Origin of the sequence: Nostoc sp., assembly GCF_036917375.1 — a bacterium.
GTDB lineage: Bacteria > Cyanobacteriota > Cyanobacteriia > Cyanobacteriales > Nostocaceae > Nostoc.
This window is the reverse complement of record NZ_JBALDN010000015.1, coordinates 75,230-97,852: the sequence shown is the minus strand read 5'-3', so window position 1 is coordinate 97,852 and position 22,623 is coordinate 75,230. Positions and strand designations below refer to the sequence as shown.

Genomic DNA, 22,623 nt, shown 5'->3' with positions numbered 1-22,623 from the left:
ATGGTAGTGACAAAAAACATTGAAGATGTTTATCCTTTATCTCCTATGCAAGCAGGAATGATATTTCACAGTCTTTTGGCTCTTGAATCTGGTGTTTATTGCGAACAAACTTGCTTTGAATTGCATGGAGGATTAAATGTATCTGCATTTGCTCAAGCTTGGCAGCAGGTAATTGCACGTCATCCCATCTTGCGAACAGCCTGTGTGTGGGAAAATCTCGAAAAACCTCTACAAGTCGTCGGTCGTCAGGTCAAATTTCCTTGGCAAGAAGAAGATTGGCGGGGAGTCGAGCCAAAAGAACAACAAAAAAAACTAGCAGCTTTATTAATAGCAGATCGCCAGCGAGGTTTTGAACTCTCCCAAGCTCCACTCATGCGCCTATTACTAATTCGTCTGAGTGAACAAGTATATCATTTTACTTGGAGCCATCACCATATCCTACTAGATGGTTGGTCAGCACCAATAATATTTAAAGAAGTTATCACCTATTACAAAGCATTTTGTCAAAATAAAAATATTTACTTAGAATCACCACCCCCTTATCGAGATTACATTGCTTGGTTACAACAGCAAAATCTCAGTCAAGCTGAAGTATTTTGGCGCACTACACTGAAGGGTTTTACTGCTCCCACTCCTATTGGTATAAAACCAATTATTCAACACTCGACCGACAATGGGGAACAGAAAATTAAAGTTTCTGCGACGACAACATCTGCCCTTCAGTTCTTAGCGAAACAACATCAATTGACTCTCAACACCTTAGTACAGGGAGCTTGGGCTTTGTTGTTAAGCCGTTACAGTGGTGAGGAGGATATTGTTTTTGGGGCTACAGTTTCCGGTCGTCCCCCCAATTTACCTAAAGCCGAGGCAATGGTTGGATTATTCATTAATACATTGCCTGTGAGAGTAAAAATTGACCCCGAACAATTCTTGCTTCCTTGGCTGAAGCAGCTTTTGGCTCAACAAGTAGAGGTACGTCAATACGAATATACTCCACTATCAGAGATTCAGAAATGGAGTGATATTCCTCCTGGTTCTCCCTTGTTTGAAAGCATTGTAGTTTTTGAGAACTATCCAATAGAAAAATCTTGGCTGGAACTAGGTATTGACCTGGATATTAAAAACCGCCGTAGCTTTGACAGGACTAACTATCCGCTAACAGTCAGTGCTGTACCTGGTGAAGAATTGTTGCTGAAGATTGCTTATCAACAAAGCGATCGCCTTGACTCTGATAGCATCGCAAGGATGCTAGGACATTTTCAAAATTTGCTGGCAGATATGGCTACTAATCCTAACCAGCGTATTAAGGATTTATCGCTGTTAACAGCAAATGAACAACATCAATTATTAATAGAGTGGAATAATACTCAAACTGATTACCCTCAAGACCAGTGTATTCATCAACTTTTTGAAGCGCAGGTTGAGAAAACCCCTGAGGCTATAGCAGTGGTATTTGAAGATAAGCAATTAACATATCTTGAACTGAACCAGCGAGCCAATCAACTCGCACACTACCTACAAAAACTTGGGGTTGGGCCAGAGGTATTGGTAGGGATTTGTGTGGAGCGATCGCTCGAAATGGTGATGGGAATTTTAGGTATTCTGAAAGCTGGTGGCGCTTATGTGCCACTCGATCCAGCATATCCTAAAGAACGTCTGGCTTTCATGTTGGAGGATGCTCAGATATCAGTGTTACTTACCCAGCAGCGATTAGTCGCAAGGCTCCCAAAACATGAGGCTAAAATTGTATGCCTAGATGCAGATTGGGAGATTATTGCCCAAGAAAGTCAAGAAAATCTTTCAACCCAGCTCGCATTTAAGAATTTAGCTTATGTGATTTATACATCTGGGTCTACAGGAAAACCAAAGGGAGTAACAATCCAACATAACTCTTTGGTGAACTATGTTAAAACTGCTTGTTTAGAGTATGAATTAAAGTCAAGCGATCGCATCTTACAATTTGCATCCATTAGTTTTGATACTGCTGCCGAAGAGATATTTCCCTGCTTAGTACAAGGCGCTACACTCGTGCTGCGTATTGATTCAATGTTAAGTTCAATACCATCTTTCCTACAAAAATGCCAAGCTCTAAATCTAACTGTATTAGATTTACCGACAGCTTTCTGGCATCAACTCACTACTGAATTGGCTGAGGAAAGTTTACAGCTACCTGAGCAACTGCGTTTAGTAATTATTGGCGGAGAAAAGGCTCTTTCGCAACGGCTGGCGATCTGGCAAAAGCATGTGGGGCAAAGAGTGCAACTAATTAATTCTTATGGGCCTACAGAAGCAACCATCGTGGCCACGACGAGCAATCTATCGAGGTTGATAGAAGTACACCCCGCATTCCAAGAAGTGCCGATTGGGCGTGGAATTCATAATGTTCAAATTTACGTGCTAGATTCTTACCTGCAACCTACTCCCATTGGAGTACCAAGCGAACTTTATATTGGTGGTGTTGGCGTTGCTAGGGGATACCTTAACTTACCTGAATTGACAGCTCTTAAGTTTATTCCTAACCCTTTCAGTAAAGAATCTGGAACACGTTTATATAGAACTGGAGACTTAGCCCGCTATCTACCAAATGGCGATATCGAGATACTAGGACGTATTGACGACCAAGTTAAGATCCGGGGCTTCCGCATCGAATTAGGCGAGATTGAGGCAGTAATTAATCAATACAAAGAATTAACAGAAGCTGTAGTTATAGTCAGAGAAGATATCCCAGATGACAAACGCTTAGTAGCCTATCTTGTTCCCCATTCTACAGAATTCTCTGTCATAGAATTACGTAACTTCTTAAAATCTAAATTACCAAGTCATATGATACCAAGTGCCTTTGTAGTATTAGAAGAAATTCCTCTTACACCCAACGGCAAAATTGACCGTCGCGCTCTGCCTGTACCTAACATATTACACCTAGAATCAGAAGAAAATCCTGATATAACTTTGACCCCAGTTCAAGAAATGCTCGCTGGGATTTGGGCAGAAATTTTAGGTATCAAACAAGTCGGGATTCACGAAAACTTCTTTGAATTAGGCGGTCATTCTTTGTTAGCAACTCGTGTGATTTCTCAAATTCGCAAAGCTTTCAAAGTAGACTTGCCCTTACGCTATTTATTTGAATCACCAACAGTAGCAGAATTAGCCAAAGAAATTGATAAAACGACAAAAGCAGGTTTGAAATTCAAATTACCTAATATTGAGCAAACTTCTAGATTAAACTACATTCCCCTTTCCTACGCTCAACAAAGATTATGGTATCTCAACCAATTAGAACCTAATAATAGTGCCTACAATATCTTTAATGCTGTGCGTGTTATCGGTTCACTGAATATTCCTGTTTTAGAACAAAGCTTAACTGAGATTATTTGTCGCCATGAAATTCTACGAACCAATTTTATTTTAGAGAAAGGGCAACCAATCCAAGTTATTGCCCCATATCTCAATTTAGAATTGCCTATTATAGACTTGAGCAACCTATCAGATGCCGAACGAGATAAAACAGCCAAGAATTTAACTAAACAAGAAACTGAAAAACCCTTTAAATTAGATACAGATACGCTGTTAAGATTTAAAATTTTACGTTTAACTGAAACAGAATATTTACTGCTATTTACTATGCATCATATTATTTCTGATGGTTGGTCTATAGGCATATTAATTCAGGAATTAGTATCACTATATAAAGTATTTTCACTTGGTAAACCATCATCATTATCAAAACTTCCAATTCAATATGCAGATTTTACAATTTGGCAACATCAATGGTTACAGAAAGAAGTTTTAGAAAAACTTCTTTCTTACTGGCAACAACAACTACGACACTTATCAACTCTTAAATTACCCACTGACTATCCTCGACCTATAACACCAACATATCAAGGTTCAGCAGAACCTTTTACACTATCTGCCACATTATCTCAAAAAATAAAAGTACTGAGTAATAAACAGGGTGTCACGCTTTTCATGACTTTACAAGCAGTCTTGGTAATCTTAATGCATTACTACAGTGGACAAGATGATATTGTCATTGGTACAGATATTGCTAACCGTAACCAAGGAGAAACTGAGGGTTTAATTGGATTTTTTGTTAACCAATTAGTATTACGTATCAAGTTTGATGGTAATCCCAGTTTTCAGGAAGTACTAGAAATAGTTCGGTCAGTAACTTTAGATGCTTATGCACATCAAGATTTACCATTTGATAAACTTGTAGAAGCTATAAATCCAGAGCGTAATTTATACATCACACCATTATTTCAAGTAAAACTAATTCTCCAAAATACTCCCAAAACTGCTTTGAATATTTCGGGTTTAACTTTCCAGAGCTTGGAAACAGAGACCAAAACGGCCACCTTTGATTTACTCTTTGATATCAGAGATACAGAGCATGGACTGATGGGATTATTGAAATATAGCACAGACTTATTTACAGCTAAAACTATCGCTCGTATGCTCCAACACTTTGAAATGATTTTGAGCCAGATTGTGAATGAACCAACTGTCAAAATCAATGAGCTTAAAGAAATCTTAGTGCAAGCAGACAAACAAGACAAACTTACTCAAGAAACAATTTATCAAAATTCTTTACAACAAAAATTGAGCAAAATTAGACGTAAATCTGCTCAATAAAATATTTTGGTTAATTTGCAACATTTGACTGAACGAATATAGGATACAAGCAATGGTGACAAATCAGAATCAACATAGTGGTTCATTAAAATTAGGCAATATTAGACGCAAAGCCGTTAATGTTGGTGAGAATAATTTAATTCAAACAGAGTATCTTAAGCACAGTCCTAACTTTCCTTTAGTTATCAAGCCAGCAGTTAAAGGAGTAGATTTACTCACTTGGGCTAAAAGTAATCGAGAATTTTTACAAGCAGAGTTATTAAAATATGCAGCGATTCTCTTTCGAGATTTCAAAGTTAATTCAATAGAAGAATTTGAGCAAATTATCGCAGCGATTTCTAAAGAAGCAATGGAGTATCGTTATCGGGCATCTCCACGAACTCAAGTAAGTGGGAGAATTTATACTTCAACTGACTATCCTGCTGACCAAAGTATTTTTCCTCACAATGAACACGCTTACTCTCCAACATTTCCGTTGAAAATCTTCTTTTTTTGTATGAGTCCAGCGACAGAGGGAGGAGAAACTCCAATTGGTAGTTGTCGAAAAGTTTTTGAGCGAATTGATCCAATTATCCGCGATCGCTTCATTGAAAAGCAAGTTATGTATATGCGTAACTTTGGCGATGGATTTGGTCTTCCTTGGCAAACTGTATTTCAAACTACAGACAAAACCAAGGTCGAAGAGTATTGCCAAAGCAATGGAATTGAGGTTGAATGGAAAGCAGGCGATCGCTTAAGAACTAGACAAATTGGGCCAGCTGTTCTCAAACATCCTCAAACAGGTGAAATGGTCTGGTTTAATCACGCAACTTTTTTTCACGTTTCCACATTGGAAGCAACAATACGCGAATCGTTATTAAAAAGTTTGCCAGAAGAAGATTTACCAACTAATACATATTACGGTGATGGTTCTGCAATTGAACCATCAGTCTTAGCTGAACTGCGAGCTGCTTATCAACAAGAAATGGTCATTTTTGATTGGCAAAAAGGAGATGTATTGATGTTGGATAATATGTTATCAATACATGCTCGTCAGCCATTTGTTCCTCCCAGAAAAATTTTAGTCGGAATGGCTGAACCTTATACACCAATACGCTTGGGTTAAGAAATTTATCCGTTGAGCAGGCTGTTCTTGAGCAGAGGATGCAGGGGAAGCAGGGGGGGACAAAAAAGCTTATCCCAAGCGTATTGCCTTATACACCACAAAGTATTTAACTAACACTGAGGGATAAATATGCTAGTAGAAAGTATCGAGGGGTTTAGACTTTCACCTCAGCAAGAGCATTTATGGTTGCTACAACAAATTGACCAAAGTTGGGCTTATCGTAGCGATTGTGCAATTTTGATTGAAGGAAATATTGATGTCAATAATTTAGAATTGGCTTTGCAAAATGTTGTCAATCGGTATGAGATTCTCCGCACCAGTTTTGTTTGTCTACCTGGAATGACTATTCCAGTACAGGTAATTACAGATAGCAAGGTTATTTTAGAGAAAAAATCCGATATTAGTAATTTGAAACCTCAAGAACAAGAGGCGCAGATTGAGTTAATTTTTCAAAAAATTAAACAACAAAGTTTTGAGTTTGAAAAAGGTTTAATCTTACATACATATTTGGTAACTATTTCGCCAGATAGGTATATATTATTTATCAGTTTGCCTGCTCTCTGTGCAGATAGTGTAACCCTTAATTGTTTAGTACAGGAACTGGCTCTTTCTTACTTAGGAAAATTGGATAAAGAATTATCTGAAGAACCACTTCAGTATGCAGACTTTTCAGAATGGCAAAATCAAATACTAGAAGCAGAAGAAACAAAAATAGGCAGAGAATATTGGCAACAGCAAGACTTCTCTACTATTGACAGTTTTCAGCTTCCTTTTGAAAATCGTCTCTCGAACCAACAAGAATTTCAACCAAAATTAGTCAATTCAGTTATTACTCCAGAACTGGTAGCTAATATCGAAACATTGGCTCATAAGTATAATACTTCTGCGTCTAACTTTTATCTAACTTGTTGGCTGGTTTTGCTTTGGCGATTGAGTGGACAATCTAAGATGAGTGTCGCCAAGGAATTTAATGGCAGAAAATATGAAGAACTTAAAGAAGCATTGGGACTATTTGCTAAATATTTACCACTTCATTGCCATTTAGAAGATAATTTTAAATTTAGTCAAATTTTACAGCAAGTGCATGAATCTGTAGAATCTATCGACAAATGGCAAGAGTGTTTTACTTGGGAACAAATATCAGAAGTAAATAATAAATCAGATATTTCGCCTTTTTTACCTGTGGGTTTTGATTTTAAAGAAGAAGATATAAAGCATTGTGCAGGTAATATCTCATTTTCTATTTTTCGGCTTGATAACTGTACTGAGCGTTTCAAAGTTAAACTCTCTTGTAAACGCAAGAATTGTTTTTTGAATACAGAATTTCATTATGACTCTAATCTATTTTCTCCACAGGATATTGCAGATTTAGCAGAGCAATTTCACAAGTTAGTAGAAAGTGCAACGTATAATCCAGAAGGTAGAATCAGTGAATTAGAAATTTTAAGCGATCGCACCTTACACCAGCTTCTATTTGAGTTCAATCAAACTCAAGCTGATTACCCACAAAATAAATGCATTCACCAACTATTTGCAGAGCAAGTAGAACGCACACCAGATAATATTGCAGTTGTATTTAACAACCAGCAACTTACTTATACTGAACTGAATGTGCGTGCAAATCAACTAGCTCATTCCTTGCAAAAGTTGGGTGTAGGTGCAGAAGTATTAGTGGGAATTTGTGTGGAACGATCGCTCGAAATGCTCGTAGGTATCTTGGGTATTCTCAAAGCTGGTGGTGCTTATGTCTCCCTCGATCCGCAGTACCCGCAAGAGCGTTTAGCTTTCATGCTAGAGGATACTCAAGTATCTATATTATTGACTCAGCAGCATCTCTTGGAAGGCTTACCCAAGCACGATGCAGAGACAATTTGCTTAGATACAGATTGGGAAGCGATGTCTACGACGGGCTACGCCTACGCACAGCAGAGTCAGGAAGAACCCGTTACAACAGCAACTTCTGAAAATTTAGCTTATGTAATCTACACTTCTGGTTCTACAGGTAAACCTAAAGGAGTTGCGATCGCACATCGTAACTTAGTTCATTCCACAATTGCACGCATTACCTACTATCAAAAACCTATCAGCAATTTCTTATTACTCTCATCCTTTGCTTTTGATAGTTCTGTTGCAGGTATTTTCTGGACACTTTGTTGTGGCGGAACTCTACATTTACCAGAAGAAGGTGTACAAAGAGAAGTACCTAAAATCGTAGAGTTAATTTTTCAAAATGGAGTTTCGCATTTATTAAGCCTGCCTTCTCTATATGCTCTCATATTGCAACAAGCAAAACCAGAACAGTTAAATTCCCTGCGTGCTGTCATCGTTGCAGGTGAAGCTTGTCTGCCAGAATTGGTAGAACATCACTTTCAATTACAGTCGGAAGCATCTCTATTTAACGAGTACGGACCGACAGAAGCAACTGTTTGGAGTAGTGTATACCATTGTCATTCTCTAGAAACCGGAACGCAAATATCTATTGGTTGTCCCATAACGAATACAAAAATATATATACTAGACTCTCACTTACATCCGGTTCCTGTTGGTGTTCCTGGTGAAATTTATATTAGCGGTGAAGGTTTAGCTAGAGGTTATTTAAATCAGGCTGCAATTACATCTGAGAAATTCATTCCCCATCCCTTCAGCCAACAACCAGGAATGCGCCTGTATAAAACTGGAGATTTAGCGCGATATCTTAGTAATGGCAATATTGACTTTTTAGGACGCATAGATAACCAAGTAAAAATTCGTGGCTTCCGTATAGAATTAGGTGAGATTGAAACATTACTAAATCAATATCAAGGAGTACAAGAAACAGTAGTTATTGCGCGTGAAGATGTACCAGGAAACAAACGCTTAGTTGCTTATGTAGTTCCCCAGTCAAAATTAACCACTACAGCTAACGAACTTCGCAACTTTGCCAAAGATAGACTACCAGAATTCATGGTTCCATCTGCTTTCGTACTACTAAAAGAATTACCTCTAAGCCCCAATGGTAAAGTCGATAGAAAAGCACTACCCGCACCAGAGCAAGTCAGGTCAGATTTAATAGGAGAATTTGTTCCTCCTCGCACCCCTGTAGAGGAAATGCTGGCTCAAATCTGGACGGAGGTTTTAAAAGTTGAGAAAGTTGGTATTTACGATAACTTCTTTGAATTGGGTGGACATTCTTTATTAACTACTCAACTACTTGCCAAAGTTAAACAAATTTTTAACTTAGATATATCTTTACGCAGTTTGTTAGAAAAACCTACAGTAGGGGGTTTAGCAGAAAATATCGATCGAGTTTGTCAAACAGAAGTTGATTACCCAACTGTGGATCTCAAAGCTGAAACTGTTTTAGATCGGACAATTTATCCTGAAACTGTTGGTAAGTTTATCCCTGAGCCTAAGGCTATTTTACTGACTGGATCTACAGGATTTTTAGGTTCATTTTTACTAGCTGAACTTTTGCAACAAACCACAGCAGATATTTATTGCTTAGTACGTCATCCAAATTTTGAAGATAGCAATAAGAAACTGCAAAATACCTTGGAATCTTATGGAATTTGGAACGAACTTTGGAACTCTAGAATTATTCCCATTATTGGCGATTTATCAAAGCCGTTTTTAGGTTTAGAAACTGAAAAATTTCAACAATTAGCATCTACAATTGATGTCATATACCATAATGGTGCTTGGGTGCATCATATTTATCCGTACTATATTCTGAAACCTGCAAACGTACTGGGTACACAAGAAATCCTCCGATTAGCTAGTCAAACTAAAACCAAACCAGTACACTTTATTTCTAGTTCTGGTGTTGTTTCCTCACAAGTTGAATCGGGAATAAAAATAGTACGAGAACAGGATAGACTGGATGATAATGAATTTCCCAGCAATGGATATTGCCAAACTAAATGGGTAGCTGAAAACTTAGTACAAACTGCGGCTGAAAGAGGAATTCCTATCTCTATTTACAGACCATCACGTATATCGGGACACAGCCAAACAGGCGTTTTTAATAGTCATGACTTTTTATACAAACTGATAATAGGTTGTGTAAAACTAGGAAGTGCGCCAGATATAGACATTAAAGAGAATATAGTCCCTGTAGATTATGTCAGCAAGGCAATAGTTCATTTATCAAAACAGGAAGAATCTCTCGGTAAAACCTTCCATTTAGTTCATCCCCAAACTCTTCACTCAAATATGCTTATCGACCATATTCGCTCATTGGGTTATGCAATTGAGCAGATTTCTTATGAGCAGTGGCGAGAGAAATTACTTAATGTTACTCAAAGTTCAGTTGAACATCCTTTATATTCATTAGTGCCATTTTTTCCAGCAAGACAAGCTCAAGAAGAAAGTTCTAACTCAGGATTTTTGCAGCTTTATAACCAAAACGTTATCAATGGCTTAGTAGGTACTTCCATTACTTGTCCTTCAGTAGACAATCAGTTACTCAGCGTTTATTTTTCCTATTTAATGGAGCAAGGAATGTTAAAAACTAGACTTTGATCAAACAAACGCCATTTTTAATAAACATAAAAATAGAAAGAAAAACGACAATTTTTTAACTAAAATCAGGAGACATATTGTATGAATACCACAACTCTTTCTGCTAGTTACGATCCTCTCGCACGTGTGTATAATGATGATTGGGCTTTAGGAGTTCTCCAAGAGACACTACCAGCTTTAGAAAAATTAATATTACCGAATTTAGCCAAGGATGCACATATTCTTGATCTTGGTTGTGGTACAGGACAATTAGCACAAAAGCTACTCAAAAAAGGGTATAAAGTAACAGGAATTGATGCTTCTGAAGGAATGTTACGCTATGCGCGGGAGAATGCGCCCGGTGCAGAATTATTTTTTAATGATGCACGCCTTATTAATTTTCCTGCTACTTTTGATGCAGTAATTTCAATTGGTGCTCTCAATCATGTGATGACCTTTGAAGATTTGACTAGTGTATTCCATAAGGTTTATCAGACTCTATTACCAAATGGTGTTTTTCTAGTCTATTTGTTTTTGGAAGAGGAATATAAGTTTAATTGGGACGGCAAAGCTACTGGCAATGTGAAAGAAGACTATGCATGGGCGACTCGCAATAGCTACAATTCGGAAGCTAAAGTAGCTTCTATTAATTTGACTATATTCTCACTGATAGAGCAAACGTGGCAGCGTTTAGATAGCACTATTCTAGAGAAATGTTATAGCAAAGAAGAGGTTATATCTGCTTTGGAAACTGCTGGATTTGTCGACATTAGTATTTATGATGCACATCAAGATTTAGAAATATCTCCGATGCCTGGTAGTACTTATTTTGTTTGCTACAAACCTGTGCATAGTTTATAGGTAAATTTCACATTATAAGTCTACCAATAAAAAACGAAAGCCTGCTAAAGCAGGCTCAAACTTACCTTAGAATTGCAACAGAATATGAGCGGAAAAATTCAACCCCTTATAAAGTTGGGTTTTTAAGATTTTGCCCTAAAAGATAGATAATTTGAACAGTAAATTATAAGAGACACATTTTATGAATTCGCCACAAGTTACATTACCTCCACATTCAGACAATCTAACTAAGATGCTAGCTAAAGCAGGATTTACTAACCAGCAACAAGAGTACTTACAATATTTTATCAATCGCTACAGCGATCGCACCAAAACATCCAAGCAAATTTCTCAAAATTCTCGTCTATTTTTATCTGATGATAAGAATTTAGGAGAGTTTAATTTACTCTTTAAAGAAATTTATTATCCCATTGTTGCTAATCGCTCTTTGGGTTCCAAAATATGGGATGTAGATGGTAATGAATATGTGGATGTAATGATGGGGCTAGGAATTAATCTTTTTGGTCATAACCCATCTTTTATTAAAGAGGCTTTAATTAATCAAATAGATAAAGGAATCCAAATTGGCCCACAATCAGAACTTGTTGGCGAAGTAGCTGAGTTAATTTCTCAACTTACTGGCATGGAACGGGTTTGTTTTAGCAATACAGGTACAGAAGCCGTAATGACTGCTATCCGCATTGCTAGAGCCGTTACAGGACGTAATAAAATTGTGATATTTTCTGGTTCTTATCACGGTCATTTTGATGGTACCTTAGTTAAAGGTCATAATGCAGAAAATAATCAATCTGCAATACCATTAGCACCAGGAGTATTACCAAATTTTGTTAATGATGTTTTGGTGTTAGATTATGCTAAACCTGAATCATTAGAAATCATCAAAACTCATCAACAAGAACTAGCAGCAGTTTTGGTAGTTCCCGTACAAACTAGTAGACCAGCTTTACAACCAAAAGAATTTCTGTACCAGTTACGGGAATTAACACAAGCAACTGAGATTGCTTTAATTTTTGATGAAATGGTTACAGGTTTTCGCATTCATCCTGGTGGCGCACAAGCATATTTTGGCATACAAGCAGACATCGCTACCTATGGGAAAATTGTTGGTGGAGGAATACCAATTGGAGTAATTGCTGGAAAAAGTAAATATATGGATGCAATTGATGGTGGTATGTGGAACTATGGCGATGATTCTTACCCTCAAACCAAAAAAACATTTTTTGCAGGTACTTTTTGTAAACATCCATTAGCAATGGCTGCTGCAAAAGCAGTACTCAAATATCTGCAAACTGAAGGATTATCATTGCATCATAAATTGAATGAGCGGACAACACAATTCGTGACTGATTTGAATAATTATTTTGCAGCCGAAAAACTCCCGCTAAAAATGGCGAACTTTGGCTCACTATTTGGTTCTGCATCTGTAGAACTTTCTGAGGATAATTATACTGCTTCAGTCGCTATGAGTTTATTAAAATATCATCTGCTTGATAAGGGAGTTCACCTTTTAGGTATTAGCGGTTATTTATCTACAGCCCATACAGATGAAGATATCAGCTACATTATTCAAGCTGTTAAGGATAGTGTAGAACAATTAAGGTCTGGAGGTTTTCTACCTCCCCGTCCTGCTGTTTAAAATTTTAGTTGAGTAATATAAATGAATCGGAGATAAAAATGAGTCAAACTACTTCGGAAGAAACAACAATTTATAAAGTTGTAGTCAATCATGAGGAACAATATTCTATTTGGCCTGCTGAACGAGAAAATGCTCTTGGTTGGACAGATGCAGGGAAAAGTGGACTCAAATCAGAATGTTTGGAATACATTAAAGAAGTATGGACTGATATGAGACCTTTAAGTTTGAGAAAACAAATGGAAGAGGCTGCTAATAAAAATCGGTAGTTGAAACATTTTGGACTAATTGACTTGAGGTAAGACAAAAATTAATAGTTAGTGGAATTCAGCAAATAACTTTTAGTGGAAAATGACCAAATCCCTCATAACTACTCCACAGTAGTTTGAGGGATTTACGATATATTCTTTTCCAAAAGGTAAAAAAAGGGCTATTCTTTCTAGCTAATTGCTTTCTTTTTCTTCAGCCATATTCCTAATAAACCAGCAGTAAGTGCTATTCCTCCAATAGTTGATGGCTCAGGCACAGGTTTTACACTCACATTATCCAAGTATAAGAATCCATATTTATCCCAATCCCCAAACTTTAACTCTGTGGATGACGCATCTGCCGTGAAATTGAACTTATATTGCGTGTATGCTTGAAAAGAAATGTCTTTTTGATCGAAAAGCTTATTTCCACCTACAAATGTCTGAAATTGATTATCAAGGTCAGGGGCCTCATCTATAGATGCTAAATAGTAACTAAGTTCGTATTGCTGACCAGGTTGTGTAGAAAGTCTCTGTGATATGTAGCTGAGGTCTATAAATCCACTAAGTGATAAGCCCTGATTACCACTATTATGCTGAGGAAAATTGCTTATTCTTATCCCTGATATATCCATCGGATCGCCAGACTTAATCCAGTCTGTAATATTTGGATTTGTAGCGTTGGGATTGTTAGGATCTACGAGGGGATCGAGTTCAAAGCTTCCGTTTTTAACAAGTTCTGCCGCTTGTGCTGCATTATAAATATTAGCGATCGCAGCAGTGCTAATTAAGGTAATAGTAAAACTAAAAACAATAATTGAGAGTTTTTTAGTTAAATTCATGAAACTTTACTCCAAATAATTCTAAATTTTGACACTGAAAATAAGTTGATAGTTACATCAATGCTGCTGGGTTTCAGTAGTGTCAATAAAAATGAACACTTTCTTCTGCTTTATAAGAGTTAGCTCAAGGGAATTTTCTCAATAAACGTATTACAGAGTTTTTAAATCAGATGAATTTTAGTGGCATTCTTGACACTATTGAGCCAGACATTGCTTAGGTTTCTACCTGTTGTTTATTCATCCCCATAGTTTTTTACTTGATTTTCAGATGTAGCTTTGACACTCACATCATCCAAATATAAAAACGCATACTTGGCTTGGTAGCCAAACTTTATTTCGGTGGATCTTCCTTTTGCTCTAAAATTTAACGTGTATTTTGTGTAGGATTGGTAAGGAGTATCTTTTTGAAGATAAACTTTTTTACCACCGACAAAAACCTTAAATTTATTGTTCAGATCGGGTGCCTCTTCTGTCGATGCAAGATAGTAGGTAAGTTTGTAGCGTTGACCAGGAAATGTAGGGATAGTCTGTGATATATAGCTAATGGCTGAAAAACCACCAAGCGATAATCCTTGCTTACCAGTATGAGGAAAATTGTCAATTTTAGTACCTGATATATCTATGGGATTACCAGATTTAACCCATCCTGTAACATTAGGATTTGTAGTTTCGGGATTAGTTGGATCTATAAGAGAGTCGTATTCAAATCCCCCGTTGATAATCAGTTCTTGTCTTTCAGCTTGTGCTGCTGACTTATAAGTATTAGTAATCACAGCAGTATGAAGGAAAGCAGTGGTCAAACTACAAACAATAATTGAGAGTTTTTTAGTGAACTTCACAAGACATGACTCCAAATAGTTCAAAATTCACGACAACGAGTACTTGATTTACTTTCTGGTGATTAAGGCAGGATAAACCCGTAAGTATTTTTGAAGATATTCTGAGCTGTACTACCACTTAAGTAGTTAGAAAAACTCTGTGCCGTCGTTAAAACTTTAGTTCTGGTGAGTATACCCAGTGGATAAACAATCGAATCGCTCTCTGCTGTGAGGGCAGTTTGTACTACTCTTACCTTGTTAGAAATGGCCGCATCAGTTTTGTAAACAATACCTGCGTTGATTGTTTTAGTTACACCTCCAACCACAAGAGTTTTATTTTCAACAGCAGTTAAGACAGCACGTACATTGGCAACACGGTATAATTTAGGACTGAGAGTATTAAAAATACCTCGGCTAGTGAGAACTTGTTTGGCATAATTTCCTGCTGGTACAACTGGAGGAGTACCTGTGTAGTCACCTATAGCAATACCAGTAATGTTGGCATTGCTTAAACCATTGAAGCTAGTGAGGGCAGCACTACCAGCACTAACGGGAGATGTCGTAGGCGCAATCAAAACTAGACGGTTTTTGACAACGTTTTTGCGGCTACCTGCAACCAATTTACTTGGGGCTGAATTCTGCAATACATCTATTTGGTTGGTAGCAGCAGAAATGAAAATATCTACTGGCGCTCCTGCTTGTATTTGACTCAGTAAAGTACCAGAAGCACCAAACGTATAAACAACGTTGACACCTGGGTTAGCATTTTGGTACTGAGTCTTAATCGCATTCAGCGCGTTTGTTAAGCTGACAGCCGCATACACGTTAAGTGTGGTTACAGAGCTTGCTGGTGATAAATTAACGAACTGTAAGCCTATTACCAGCATCATGCTGCTAACTGCTGTAGCTATCCAAGCAATAAGTCTTCTTCTGTTCATGAAAGTTATAGTTTGGGGAAAATACTACCTAAAAGTCTCATTGTTGGCATACCTGACTTACGCACAGTCGACAGAAATACCAACCACACAGAAGGTAGAGGATGTAAATAAATGGGAGTTAGAGAAGGTTTTGGCGTAAATTTTACGCATCATGAATTTTGGAAATAAACGGCTAATCACAATTGCTAAAAGCATTAGTGTGATAGACCGTTTATTTCCAAGTGGAATTACACAAACAGCAAGTGAAATGTATTTAGTGATGAAATAATATCAGTTAAATATGCTTATTACCAACTTTTTTGGTCAATAAATCATGACAAAAAGTTAATGCAAGTATATTTGAATTCTCTAAATAGCCATTTTTGTATATGTAGCAAGGATTATGCTATGAAATTTTTATATCGTTCCTAAATATCTAAAGCTTTATTTATACCAACTAAATACTTTTAATTATCCATTTAGCTAACTTTGTTGGTATTGCAAGTGCCGCTCTGACAATCTTTTGGATGCGATCGCCCCGATCGCTCTGTACAAAAAGGAGCGATGCCTGCGGCGGTAAACTATGCATTCAGTACTGCCCATAACTCATTTAGCTGGACAATACAATATATAATTCTTTATTTGTATAAAAATATATATAAACTTTTATGATATCAATAACAAAAATGATTTGACATACGTCTAATGATAGATAGATTTTATTAAGCAAATAGTTTAGATTTGTAACAAGTTACACAGAACTAAGTAAAAAACATGGCCAACATAATTGACACTGCTACCAACAATGGTTCTTTCACAACACTAGTTGCAGCAATCCAAGCAGCTGGTCTGGTAGATACACTGAAAGGTGCTGGGCCATTTACCGTCTTTGCACCCACCGATGAAGCATTTAACAAGCTTCCAGCAGGTACTGTAGACGCATTATTGAAAGATCCTGAAAAGCTCAAGAAAATCTTGACCTATCATGTTGTCTCAGGCAAGGTACTGGCTGCTGATGTAGTTAAGCTGAAGACAGCTAAAACAGTTGAAGGTTCAGATGTAAAAATTGACGCTTCTAATGGCGTTAAGATCAATGATGCAACAGTTGCAACAGCAGACGTTGCTGCTGATAACGGTGTCATCCACGTCATTGACACAGTTTTGATTCCTGCATAACCAAACGTCAGAATAGCGATCGCTATTTCTGGGGTGGCGACTATCTATAGTCGTTTCTTGATTACAGGCTGGTTGAATGTTTTTTAGTAAACATCAATTACCAACAAATCCATCTAGACAGGATCTAGATGGATTTGTTGTTTTATGCGTGTAGAAGCGTTGCAATTGCTAGTTTCTCTTAATTAGATGTAATCAAATTTTTAGTTTTGCCAAACCCAAATAACGGATACCTTCGGGGGAAATGTCAAAACGGCAAGGTAAGACTTCTAAACCGAGAGCGATCGCATCCCGCAATAATTTACCATATATAGGATCTGTGCGATCGCCAGGGGAAAACTCGATACAATCACCGCGATTGATAAAGTAGAGCATCACCGCGCGAGTTAAAGGTAACAACGCCATCAGTTCTCGCAAGTGCTTTTGTCCTCTTGTAGTCTCCGTGTCAGGAAATAAAGCTAATCTCCCCTCAGACAAAGTTGTATTTTTCACTTCTAAATAAATCGGGCGTTCCTCATCACTTCCCGTCAAGAAAAAATCCACTCGACTTTTTTTATCTAGCCCATAAACTACCTCACCCTTGATTTGGCTATAGTTGCCCAATTCCGGGAAAAGGTGTTTCGCCAAAGCTAGCTTTACCACCCGATTGGGCAAAAAAGTATTTATGCCTACCCAAGTCGGCTCATTGTCATGTACCTGAATTAGTTCTAGAGTGTAAGCCAATTTGCGGTTAAGATTATCGCTTTTGGAAAGCTGTACTGCACTTAGAGGTGTCGATACTCCAGTCATTGGCCCTGTATTCGGACAGTGTGCTGTCACTATTTCGCCAGAAGGCAGTTGAACGTCAGCAAAAAACCGCTTGTAACGCTTGAGTAAAATACCGGGATACAAAGGTGGGTAACGGTAAAGCCAATCTATCATTATGGAACCTTGTTGCTGTTTGTAAATATACGTCGATTCTTTGCCCACCGAACCCATATCTGCAAATTTTTTCAGCAGCTACTCCACCCTGCTACAGAATTTGAGTAACTTTACATATCATGGATTGTCAATTTTTGTAGTTAAATTGACAACATAGTAATAAAAAGTAGCATATACTAAGTATTGTAAGCCTCCCATAAAAATCTGGGAGAATTTCAACGTGCAAGGAGGTAAATCCTATGCAAAAAGTGTGGACATCAACGGAATTAGAATATGCTTTTCTGTTTACTCTAAGAAAGGTAAATTCTATCAATCCAGAAGGTTTTAAGTCCTTTTTTAGTAATATGCCTATCGATCCTTATATCAAAGGCACTTATCGTTCCAGAAGATTATCTCGGTTCACGGTTTCTGGAAATCAATTAATCAAATTACCTCATGGCTACCTCTTTCAAACTAAAGAGTATAATCCATTAGTGGGTGACATAAAAAGAGAGTTTGCAGAATTAGAAGATGCACTTATAGAACTTGATATTTTTCAAAATCTTGTCTTAGCATTTAGTGATTCTTGTAAACTTCATCCTGAAGCTGAAATCGGAGTTCATCAAATTAGAACTATTTGTTCGGCAGATAATTTGGGTAATCCAGCACCTGAAGGTATCCATCAAGATGGTACTGATTTTATCGGTATATTTTCAGTAGATAGAGATAATATTCAAGGTGGAGAAACACATTTATATACTGACAAAAAAGAAAAGCCTGTGTTTAGTAAAGTTCTAAATCCGGGAGAACTCTTATTAGTCAACGATCATGATTTTTTCCACTTTACCACTCCTATCAAACCACAGATTGATGCTCAAGGAAGTAGAGATGTTTTTGTGCTAACTTCTCCCAGCTTGCTTTCAGAATAATTTTAGTCAACAGTAAATATTTTACAATCTACGAGATATGGGGAATTGAATGTAGTCATTTCCCCAGCTTTTTTATTTGGAATTGGAAATAATCTTGCTGATAGTGGTTTATCTAATTTGATCGCTAAAGTTGCCATATCAATTAATAAAGCTGTAAGTTTTTCTATTGTGATATCACCTGGAATCGGAACTGTATCCAGTCCACAGCCACAAACTGCTGAATATAATAATAAATTTGTAATGTTATATGTTTGCTCATTAGCTCTGGTAGCTAGTCCAACATCTTCACAAACTGGAAGCATCAGTCCAGAATAACCACAGATTTTTACTGATACATTTTTCAATACGCGAGTAAGCATCCCAGAAATTGCCAGAGTTCCTGAATGCCCAAACTTACTATTCATCAATTTTTCATAAGCAAAAGCAATACTATTTTCTTTATCTAAAGATGGAGCTAGAGATGTATCAATTCCTCTATATATAACAGCAAATTTATCGGAGATTTTTTCAGCAATAACTGCGATTTTATTTAATTCTAATTCTAAAATTAATTGCAGATTTTGCTCTGCTGTAAGAATATTATTAGCTTGTGAAAATGCTTGCATTACCAAATCGCCTAACTCTAAACCTATAGCAAAAGATGTATTGCCTATATGGTATGCCGTAGGAAAAAATGGGATATCTGGCTGGCAGTTTGCCCATGCACAAAAACGAAAGTTACCATAGCCATTTTCACTTTCTTGGGAAATATGTTTAATAGCTTTGGCAGATTCCTTAGCATTCTCAAAAATTATACCGTTTTCCCTGTCCCCAATTTTACTAGAGCAATAAATAATTGATGTATTTTTATTGATATCTGAAATTATATCTATAGTTTCAGGTTTGCTGGCATAACCAATATTGAAAAAGCTGATATTCAAATTTTGACAAAGTTGTTCGAGAGCTTGAATTTCATTAATAATTTCGATTTTAGATAAACCTTGCAGATATTCTTCCCAGCTATTAGTAGCAATTCTAGTTGTTTGGACTTCATATCCTAGTTTTTCAAACAAAATCTGTACCTGCTGATTCAACTCAGCAGCTTGCTTAATTTTTTCCTGATATTGCAGAGATTGAATTGATATACCTGTTGTAATAGTTCGAATTTTCATTAATATAAATAAATAGCGATATTTTAATTAAACTTAACTCTAGAATCTGGACGCGTACAATATTCTATTGGATAAATTCCATTTATAACAACTTAAGTTAGGGTGTTGTTTTTATTTCACAAAAAATATGAAATATACTTAAAATATGAAGGTGAGTGCATAGGTTAGGCTACGAAACAAGCCTGCTGGAATTCAATGAACTGAATAAACCAAACAAATGCCATGAATGACGAATTTTACAACAGGGGATTGGAAAAGGCTAGGCGAAAAGATTACGCAGGAGCAATTGAGGAATTTAACCATGCTTTACAAGTGACACCTTACTTTAGCGAAGCTTATTTGCAACGGGGTTTAGCACATTATGACTCAGGTGCAATATTGAAAGCTGTTTCAGATTATACCGAAGCCCTGAAGTTTAATCCTGAGAGTGTAGAGGCATATTATTGTCGGGGATTGGCTAGGGTAGCGCTGAAAAATTTACCGGGGGCGCTAGATGATGTTGAATGCGCAATTCGTCTGAATCTCAATTATGCTGCTGCTTATAATCTGCGGGGAATGGTGCGGCGCAAACAGGGTTATATTCAAGATGCGATCGCTAACTTTAAAAAAGCTGCTGGGTTATATCTAGAGCAACAGGACAAAGAGAATTGTCGTCTGTCTTTAGAACGAATTAAACAGCTACAACCTAAAGAATTACCTGTCCTTCAGGAATCGCGTTCCACCAATGCACCTATTTTATCTACCAATGATTATTTCACGCAATTATTAGAAAAGGCTGAAAAGGGAGATACTCAAGAAGCACTCGCCGATTTAAACTGGGTATTAAAAGCCGATCCGCAAGATGCCCAAGCTTACTGCTGTCGTGGAGTTGTACGTTATAAAATGGGGAATTATCGAGAAGCGATCGCAGATTTTAATCAAGCATTACGACTAAATTTTCAAGATGCTATTGTCTATCGCAACCGAGGTAAAGCCCGTTCTGTCTTGGGAGATCATCAAGGTGCGATCGCGGATCTCAACCAAGCAGTCCAGATGCAACCCGAAGATGGCTTAGTTTATATTGCCAGAGGTAATGTCTATCGGGCAACGGGTAATTATCTCGGTGCAATTCAAGATTACACCCAAGCGTTGCAAATCAATTCTGATGAGGCTCAAGCTTATTACAATCGTGGCATTGCCTATACTTGCTTAGAAGAAATACAAAATGCCGTGGAAGATTATCAACGGGCGGGGAGTATCTTTTGCGAACAAGAAGACTGGGAAAATTATCAACAAGTCTTAAATAGCTTAGAAAAAATTCAGAAATTTAGTCCAGAGTCAAAAAAGCAAAAATATCACCTGCTACGTCAGCGACTTTTACGAATGGTTGGGGGATACTGGGAAATTGCCGAACGATTGATTCAGCAAAACAAAGATTACCATCCTGGGATGTCAGACGAGTGGTATTTGCAAAAAGTGATTGATGATTTAGAACGCGATCGCAATAGATAAAATATAAATGCCACTACAAAAGTAAAATCACCCGTACATTATCTATACGGGTGAAAATGCTATCGACGCCTGTTATTTTCCAATGAAACTAAATGCACCTTATATTTAGCATCGTCTCAAAGTTTAGTTAGCAGTGCGACTTTGACGGCGACGGCGCAATCCAAACATACTAACAGCTCCCACCGCAAACATTGATAGAGTAACAGATGGTTCAGGAACGGTAGCACCAATTAACGCTTTAACATTTGCCTCACCGACATCAAGAACGACGACAACATCATTAAAGTCGCGATCGGAACCTTCATTCCACTTACCAGTTGCAGAATCTATCCCTGAAGCGTGTAAACCTCCGTATAAATCCTCGAATGCCAGAAGGATGTAGTTGTTGTAAGCATAAGCAACTGCGTGCTGTAGTCCGTCAGCGTTAGAGGCAGTGTCAGTACCAAAGATATTGGCAGAGTTGCCACGGTTCAAACCATCAGCTCTCAACCATAAATCTAGTTGAGTACCTGCGGTAACATTACCAACTTTGACTCCATCACCTAGTTTTAATGCGTTACCACCCCAGTCACCACTAACACATCCATTTCCTTGACAGGAAATATCATTAAAAAGCAGCCCAGACTTATTAGTAGTTCCTGTAGCTTCAAAGGCTAACTGATTTCTATAACCTGCACCCTCATTGATAAAGTAAACAGAAACATCGTGGTCGTATTTTAGATTTAATTTATTGGGATCTAATTTAAATTGTCCGCTGTTTGGAAGGGCAACACTTTCTGCTTGGACAAATTGTTGAAAAGGATTGTCGTTAAAACCAGTTTGAGATTTATTATATACAGTTGGTTGAGTCCATGAACTATTCCAATTAAAATCAGCAGCAGATGCAGTTTCTACTTTGGAAACTAATCCGGTTAATGTAGCTGTAGCGGCAATAAAGGCAGCGAGTAAATTAGGTTTCATATTATGAGCCATTAAGTAGGAAAGACAATTTAGATAATGCTTTTTGAGCAGCTATCTCTCTTCAGTTGTCTCTTACTTCTAACAGCTAGACTTCTGCAACGTCAATCTGTCTATTTACTTTTGCTAGTATATTTAAATAGCGCTTTATCTAAAGTATTTTTACTGAAAAAAGAGAGTTTTCATCTAAAACGATCCTGTTATCAACACTTAGTAGTTAAACTCCTGCATGATTAAAACTTAATGAATAATATCTACTTTTGATGAAAATCAGATATGCAATTTCTATAGTGAAAAGCTAAAAGCTTAATCTATAGGAATTTTCATTGAAATGAGGTAGATAAGTAATGGTGTGCCGTCATCCGTATCAACGAAGCCAAGGCTTAGTTAATACGCTGCTATACAAATAGAGATGATCTCCGTACTTACGTTGAGAAACGTAGTAATCTATCAAATCAATGAAACCTGGGTAAATAAGTTTAGT

At 37.3% G+C, this 22,623-nt stretch carries 16 protein-coding genes; 9 read left to right on the top strand and 7 right to left on the bottom strand.

The window, feature by feature from the left end:
- The 6 genes from V7K45_RS03635 to V7K45_RS03610 all read left to right on the top strand — a co-directional run bounded on the left by V7K45_RS03635 (nucleotide 1) and on the right by V7K45_RS03610 (nucleotide 12,982).
- The gene (locus tag V7K45_RS03635; RefSeq protein ID WP_335000473.1) at nucleotides 1-4,635 is read left to right on the top strand and encodes an amino acid adenylation domain-containing protein; all 4,635 of its coding nucleotides are present in this window, start codon (nucleotides 1-3) and stop codon (nucleotides 4,633-4,635) included.
- A 52-nt stretch (nucleotides 4,636-4,687) separates the two neighbouring features.
- Nucleotides 4,688-5,740 carry a TauD/TfdA family dioxygenase gene (locus V7K45_RS03630; protein WP_335000471.1) on the top strand — a complete coding sequence of 351 codons (1,053 nt, stop codon included), beginning with the start codon at nucleotides 4,688-4,690 and terminating at the stop codon, nucleotides 5,738-5,740.
- A gap of 129 nt (nucleotides 5,741-5,869) precedes the next feature.
- Nucleotides 5,870-10,240, top strand: coding sequence for a non-ribosomal peptide synthetase family protein (locus V7K45_RS03625; protein ID WP_335000469.1), 4,371 nt, complete (start codon nucleotides 5,870-5,872; stop codon nucleotides 10,238-10,240).
- Between the two features lie 81 nt (nucleotides 10,241-10,321).
- Complete coding sequence (locus tag V7K45_RS03620; RefSeq protein WP_335000467.1) at nucleotides 10,322-11,080, top strand: class I SAM-dependent DNA methyltransferase; 759 nt, start codon at nucleotides 10,322-10,324, stop codon at nucleotides 11,078-11,080.
- 181 nt (nucleotides 11,081-11,261) lie between these two features.
- The gene (locus V7K45_RS03615) at nucleotides 11,262-12,716 is read left to right on the top strand and encodes an aspartate aminotransferase family protein (protein WP_442941952.1); all 1,455 of its coding nucleotides are present in this window, start codon (nucleotides 11,262-11,264) and stop codon (nucleotides 12,714-12,716) included.
- Nucleotides 12,717-12,754: 38 nt separating this feature from the next.
- A complete protein-coding gene (locus V7K45_RS03610; RefSeq protein WP_335000464.1) occupies nucleotides 12,755-12,982 on the top strand; it encodes an MbtH family protein in 228 nt (75 codons plus the stop codon).
- Between the two features lie 170 nt (nucleotides 12,983-13,152).
- On the opposite strand, the gene V7K45_RS03605 is transcribed toward V7K45_RS03610, so the two are convergent.
- The 4 genes from V7K45_RS03605 to V7K45_RS03590 form a co-directional block, all read right to left on the bottom strand.
- Nucleotides 13,153-13,803 carry a DUF642 domain-containing protein gene (locus V7K45_RS03605; protein ID WP_335000462.1) on the bottom strand — a complete coding sequence of 217 codons (651 nt, stop codon included), beginning with the start codon at nucleotides 13,801-13,803 and terminating at the stop codon, nucleotides 13,153-13,155.
- A gap of 233 nt (nucleotides 13,804-14,036) precedes the next feature.
- Entirely contained in the window at nucleotides 14,037-14,642 is a 606-nt protein-coding gene (locus tag V7K45_RS03600) for a DUF642 domain-containing protein (protein ID WP_335000460.1), read from the bottom strand.
- A gap of 62 nt (nucleotides 14,643-14,704) precedes the next feature.
- Nucleotides 14,705-15,511, bottom strand: a complete 807-nt coding sequence (gene modA / locus V7K45_RS03595) for a molybdate ABC transporter substrate-binding protein (protein WP_335000458.1) — start codon at nucleotides 15,509-15,511, stop codon at nucleotides 14,705-14,707.
- A 484-nt stretch (nucleotides 15,512-15,995) separates the two neighbouring features.
- Nucleotides 15,996-16,127: a hypothetical protein gene (locus V7K45_RS03590; RefSeq protein ID WP_335000456.1), complete on the bottom strand. Its 132-nt coding sequence runs from the start codon at nucleotides 16,125-16,127 to the stop codon at nucleotides 15,996-15,998.
- 185 nt (nucleotides 16,128-16,312) lie between these two features.
- Between V7K45_RS03590 and V7K45_RS03585 the strand changes: the two genes are divergently transcribed.
- Complete coding sequence (locus tag V7K45_RS03585) at nucleotides 16,313-16,714, top strand: fasciclin domain-containing protein (RefSeq protein WP_335000454.1); 402 nt, start codon at nucleotides 16,313-16,315, stop codon at nucleotides 16,712-16,714.
- Between the two features lie 192 nt (nucleotides 16,715-16,906).
- On the opposite strand, the gene sfsA is transcribed toward V7K45_RS03585, so the two are convergent.
- Nucleotides 16,907-17,632 (bottom strand): DNA/RNA nuclease SfsA, encoded by a 726-nt coding sequence (gene sfsA, locus V7K45_RS03580; protein WP_335000709.1) that lies wholly within the window; start codon nucleotides 17,630-17,632, stop codon nucleotides 16,907-16,909.
- 239 nt (nucleotides 17,633-17,871) lie between these two features.
- Between sfsA and V7K45_RS03575 the strand changes: the two genes are divergently transcribed.
- Nucleotides 17,872-18,540, top strand: coding sequence for a 2OG-Fe dioxygenase family protein (locus tag V7K45_RS03575; protein ID WP_335000451.1), 669 nt, complete (start codon nucleotides 17,872-17,874; stop codon nucleotides 18,538-18,540).
- A gap of 2 nt (nucleotides 18,541-18,542) precedes the next feature.
- On the opposite strand, the gene V7K45_RS03570 is transcribed toward V7K45_RS03575, so the two are convergent.
- The gene (locus V7K45_RS03570; RefSeq protein WP_335000449.1) at nucleotides 18,543-19,691 is read right to left on the bottom strand and encodes a DUF711 family protein; all 1,149 of its coding nucleotides are present in this window, start codon (nucleotides 19,689-19,691) and stop codon (nucleotides 18,543-18,545) included.
- Between the two features lie 222 nt (nucleotides 19,692-19,913).
- Between V7K45_RS03570 and V7K45_RS03565 the strand changes: the two genes are divergently transcribed.
- Nucleotides 19,914-21,182: a tetratricopeptide repeat protein gene (locus V7K45_RS03565; RefSeq protein ID WP_335000447.1), complete on the top strand. Its 1,269-nt coding sequence runs from the start codon at nucleotides 19,914-19,916 to the stop codon at nucleotides 21,180-21,182.
- Nucleotides 21,183-21,305: 123 nt separating this feature from the next.
- Here the strand turns inward: V7K45_RS03565 and V7K45_RS03560 are convergent, their stop codons facing one another.
- Entirely contained in the window at nucleotides 21,306-22,142 is an 837-nt protein-coding gene (locus V7K45_RS03560; protein WP_335000445.1) for a DUF4114 domain-containing protein, read from the bottom strand.
- Nucleotides 22,143-22,623 lie beyond the last annotated feature (481 nt).

Excerpts from the sequence above, each read along its gene's own strand:
- V7K45_RS03635 (WP_335000473.1), top strand. The coding sequence starts at position 1 with ATGGTAGTGACAAAAAACATTGAAGATGTTTATCCTTTATCTCCTATG.
- V7K45_RS03630 (WP_335000471.1), top strand. The coding sequence starts at position 4,688 with ATGGTGACAAATCAGAATCAACATAGTGGTTCATTAAAATTAGGCAAT.
- V7K45_RS03625 (WP_335000469.1), top strand. The coding sequence starts at position 5,870 with ATGCTAGTAGAAAGTATCGAGGGGTTTAGACTTTCACCTCAGCAAGAG.
- V7K45_RS03620 (WP_335000467.1), top strand. The coding sequence starts at position 10,322 with ATGAATACCACAACTCTTTCTGCTAGTTACGATCCTCTCGCACGTGTG.
- V7K45_RS03615 (WP_442941952.1), top strand. The coding sequence starts at position 11,262 with ATGAATTCGCCACAAGTTACATTACCTCCACATTCAGACAATCTAACT.
- V7K45_RS03610 (WP_335000464.1), top strand. The coding sequence starts at position 12,755 with ATGAGTCAAACTACTTCGGAAGAAACAACAATTTATAAAGTTGTAGTC.
- V7K45_RS03605 (WP_335000462.1), bottom strand. The coding sequence starts at position 13,803 with ATGAATTTAACTAAAAAACTCTCAATTATTGTTTTTAGTTTTACTATT.
- modA (WP_335000458.1), bottom strand. The coding sequence starts at position 15,511 with ATGATGCTGGTAATAGGCTTACAGTTCGTTAATTTATCACCAGCAAGC.
- V7K45_RS03590 (WP_335000456.1), bottom strand. The coding sequence starts at position 16,127 with ATGCATAGTTTACCGCCGCAGGCATCGCTCCTTTTTGTACAGAGCGAT.
- V7K45_RS03585 (WP_335000454.1), top strand. The coding sequence starts at position 16,313 with ATGGCCAACATAATTGACACTGCTACCAACAATGGTTCTTTCACAACA.
- sfsA (WP_335000709.1), bottom strand. The coding sequence starts at position 17,632 with ATGATAGATTGGCTTTACCGTTACCCACCTTTGTATCCCGGTATTTTA.
- V7K45_RS03575 (WP_335000451.1), top strand. The coding sequence starts at position 17,872 with ATGCAAAAAGTGTGGACATCAACGGAATTAGAATATGCTTTTCTGTTT.
- V7K45_RS03570 (WP_335000449.1), bottom strand. The coding sequence starts at position 19,691 with ATGAAAATTCGAACTATTACAACAGGTATATCAATTCAATCTCTGCAA.
- V7K45_RS03565 (WP_335000447.1), top strand. The coding sequence starts at position 19,914 with ATGAATGACGAATTTTACAACAGGGGATTGGAAAAGGCTAGGCGAAAA.
- V7K45_RS03560 (WP_335000445.1), bottom strand. The coding sequence starts at position 22,142 with ATGAAACCTAATTTACTCGCTGCCTTTATTGCCGCTACAGCTACATTA.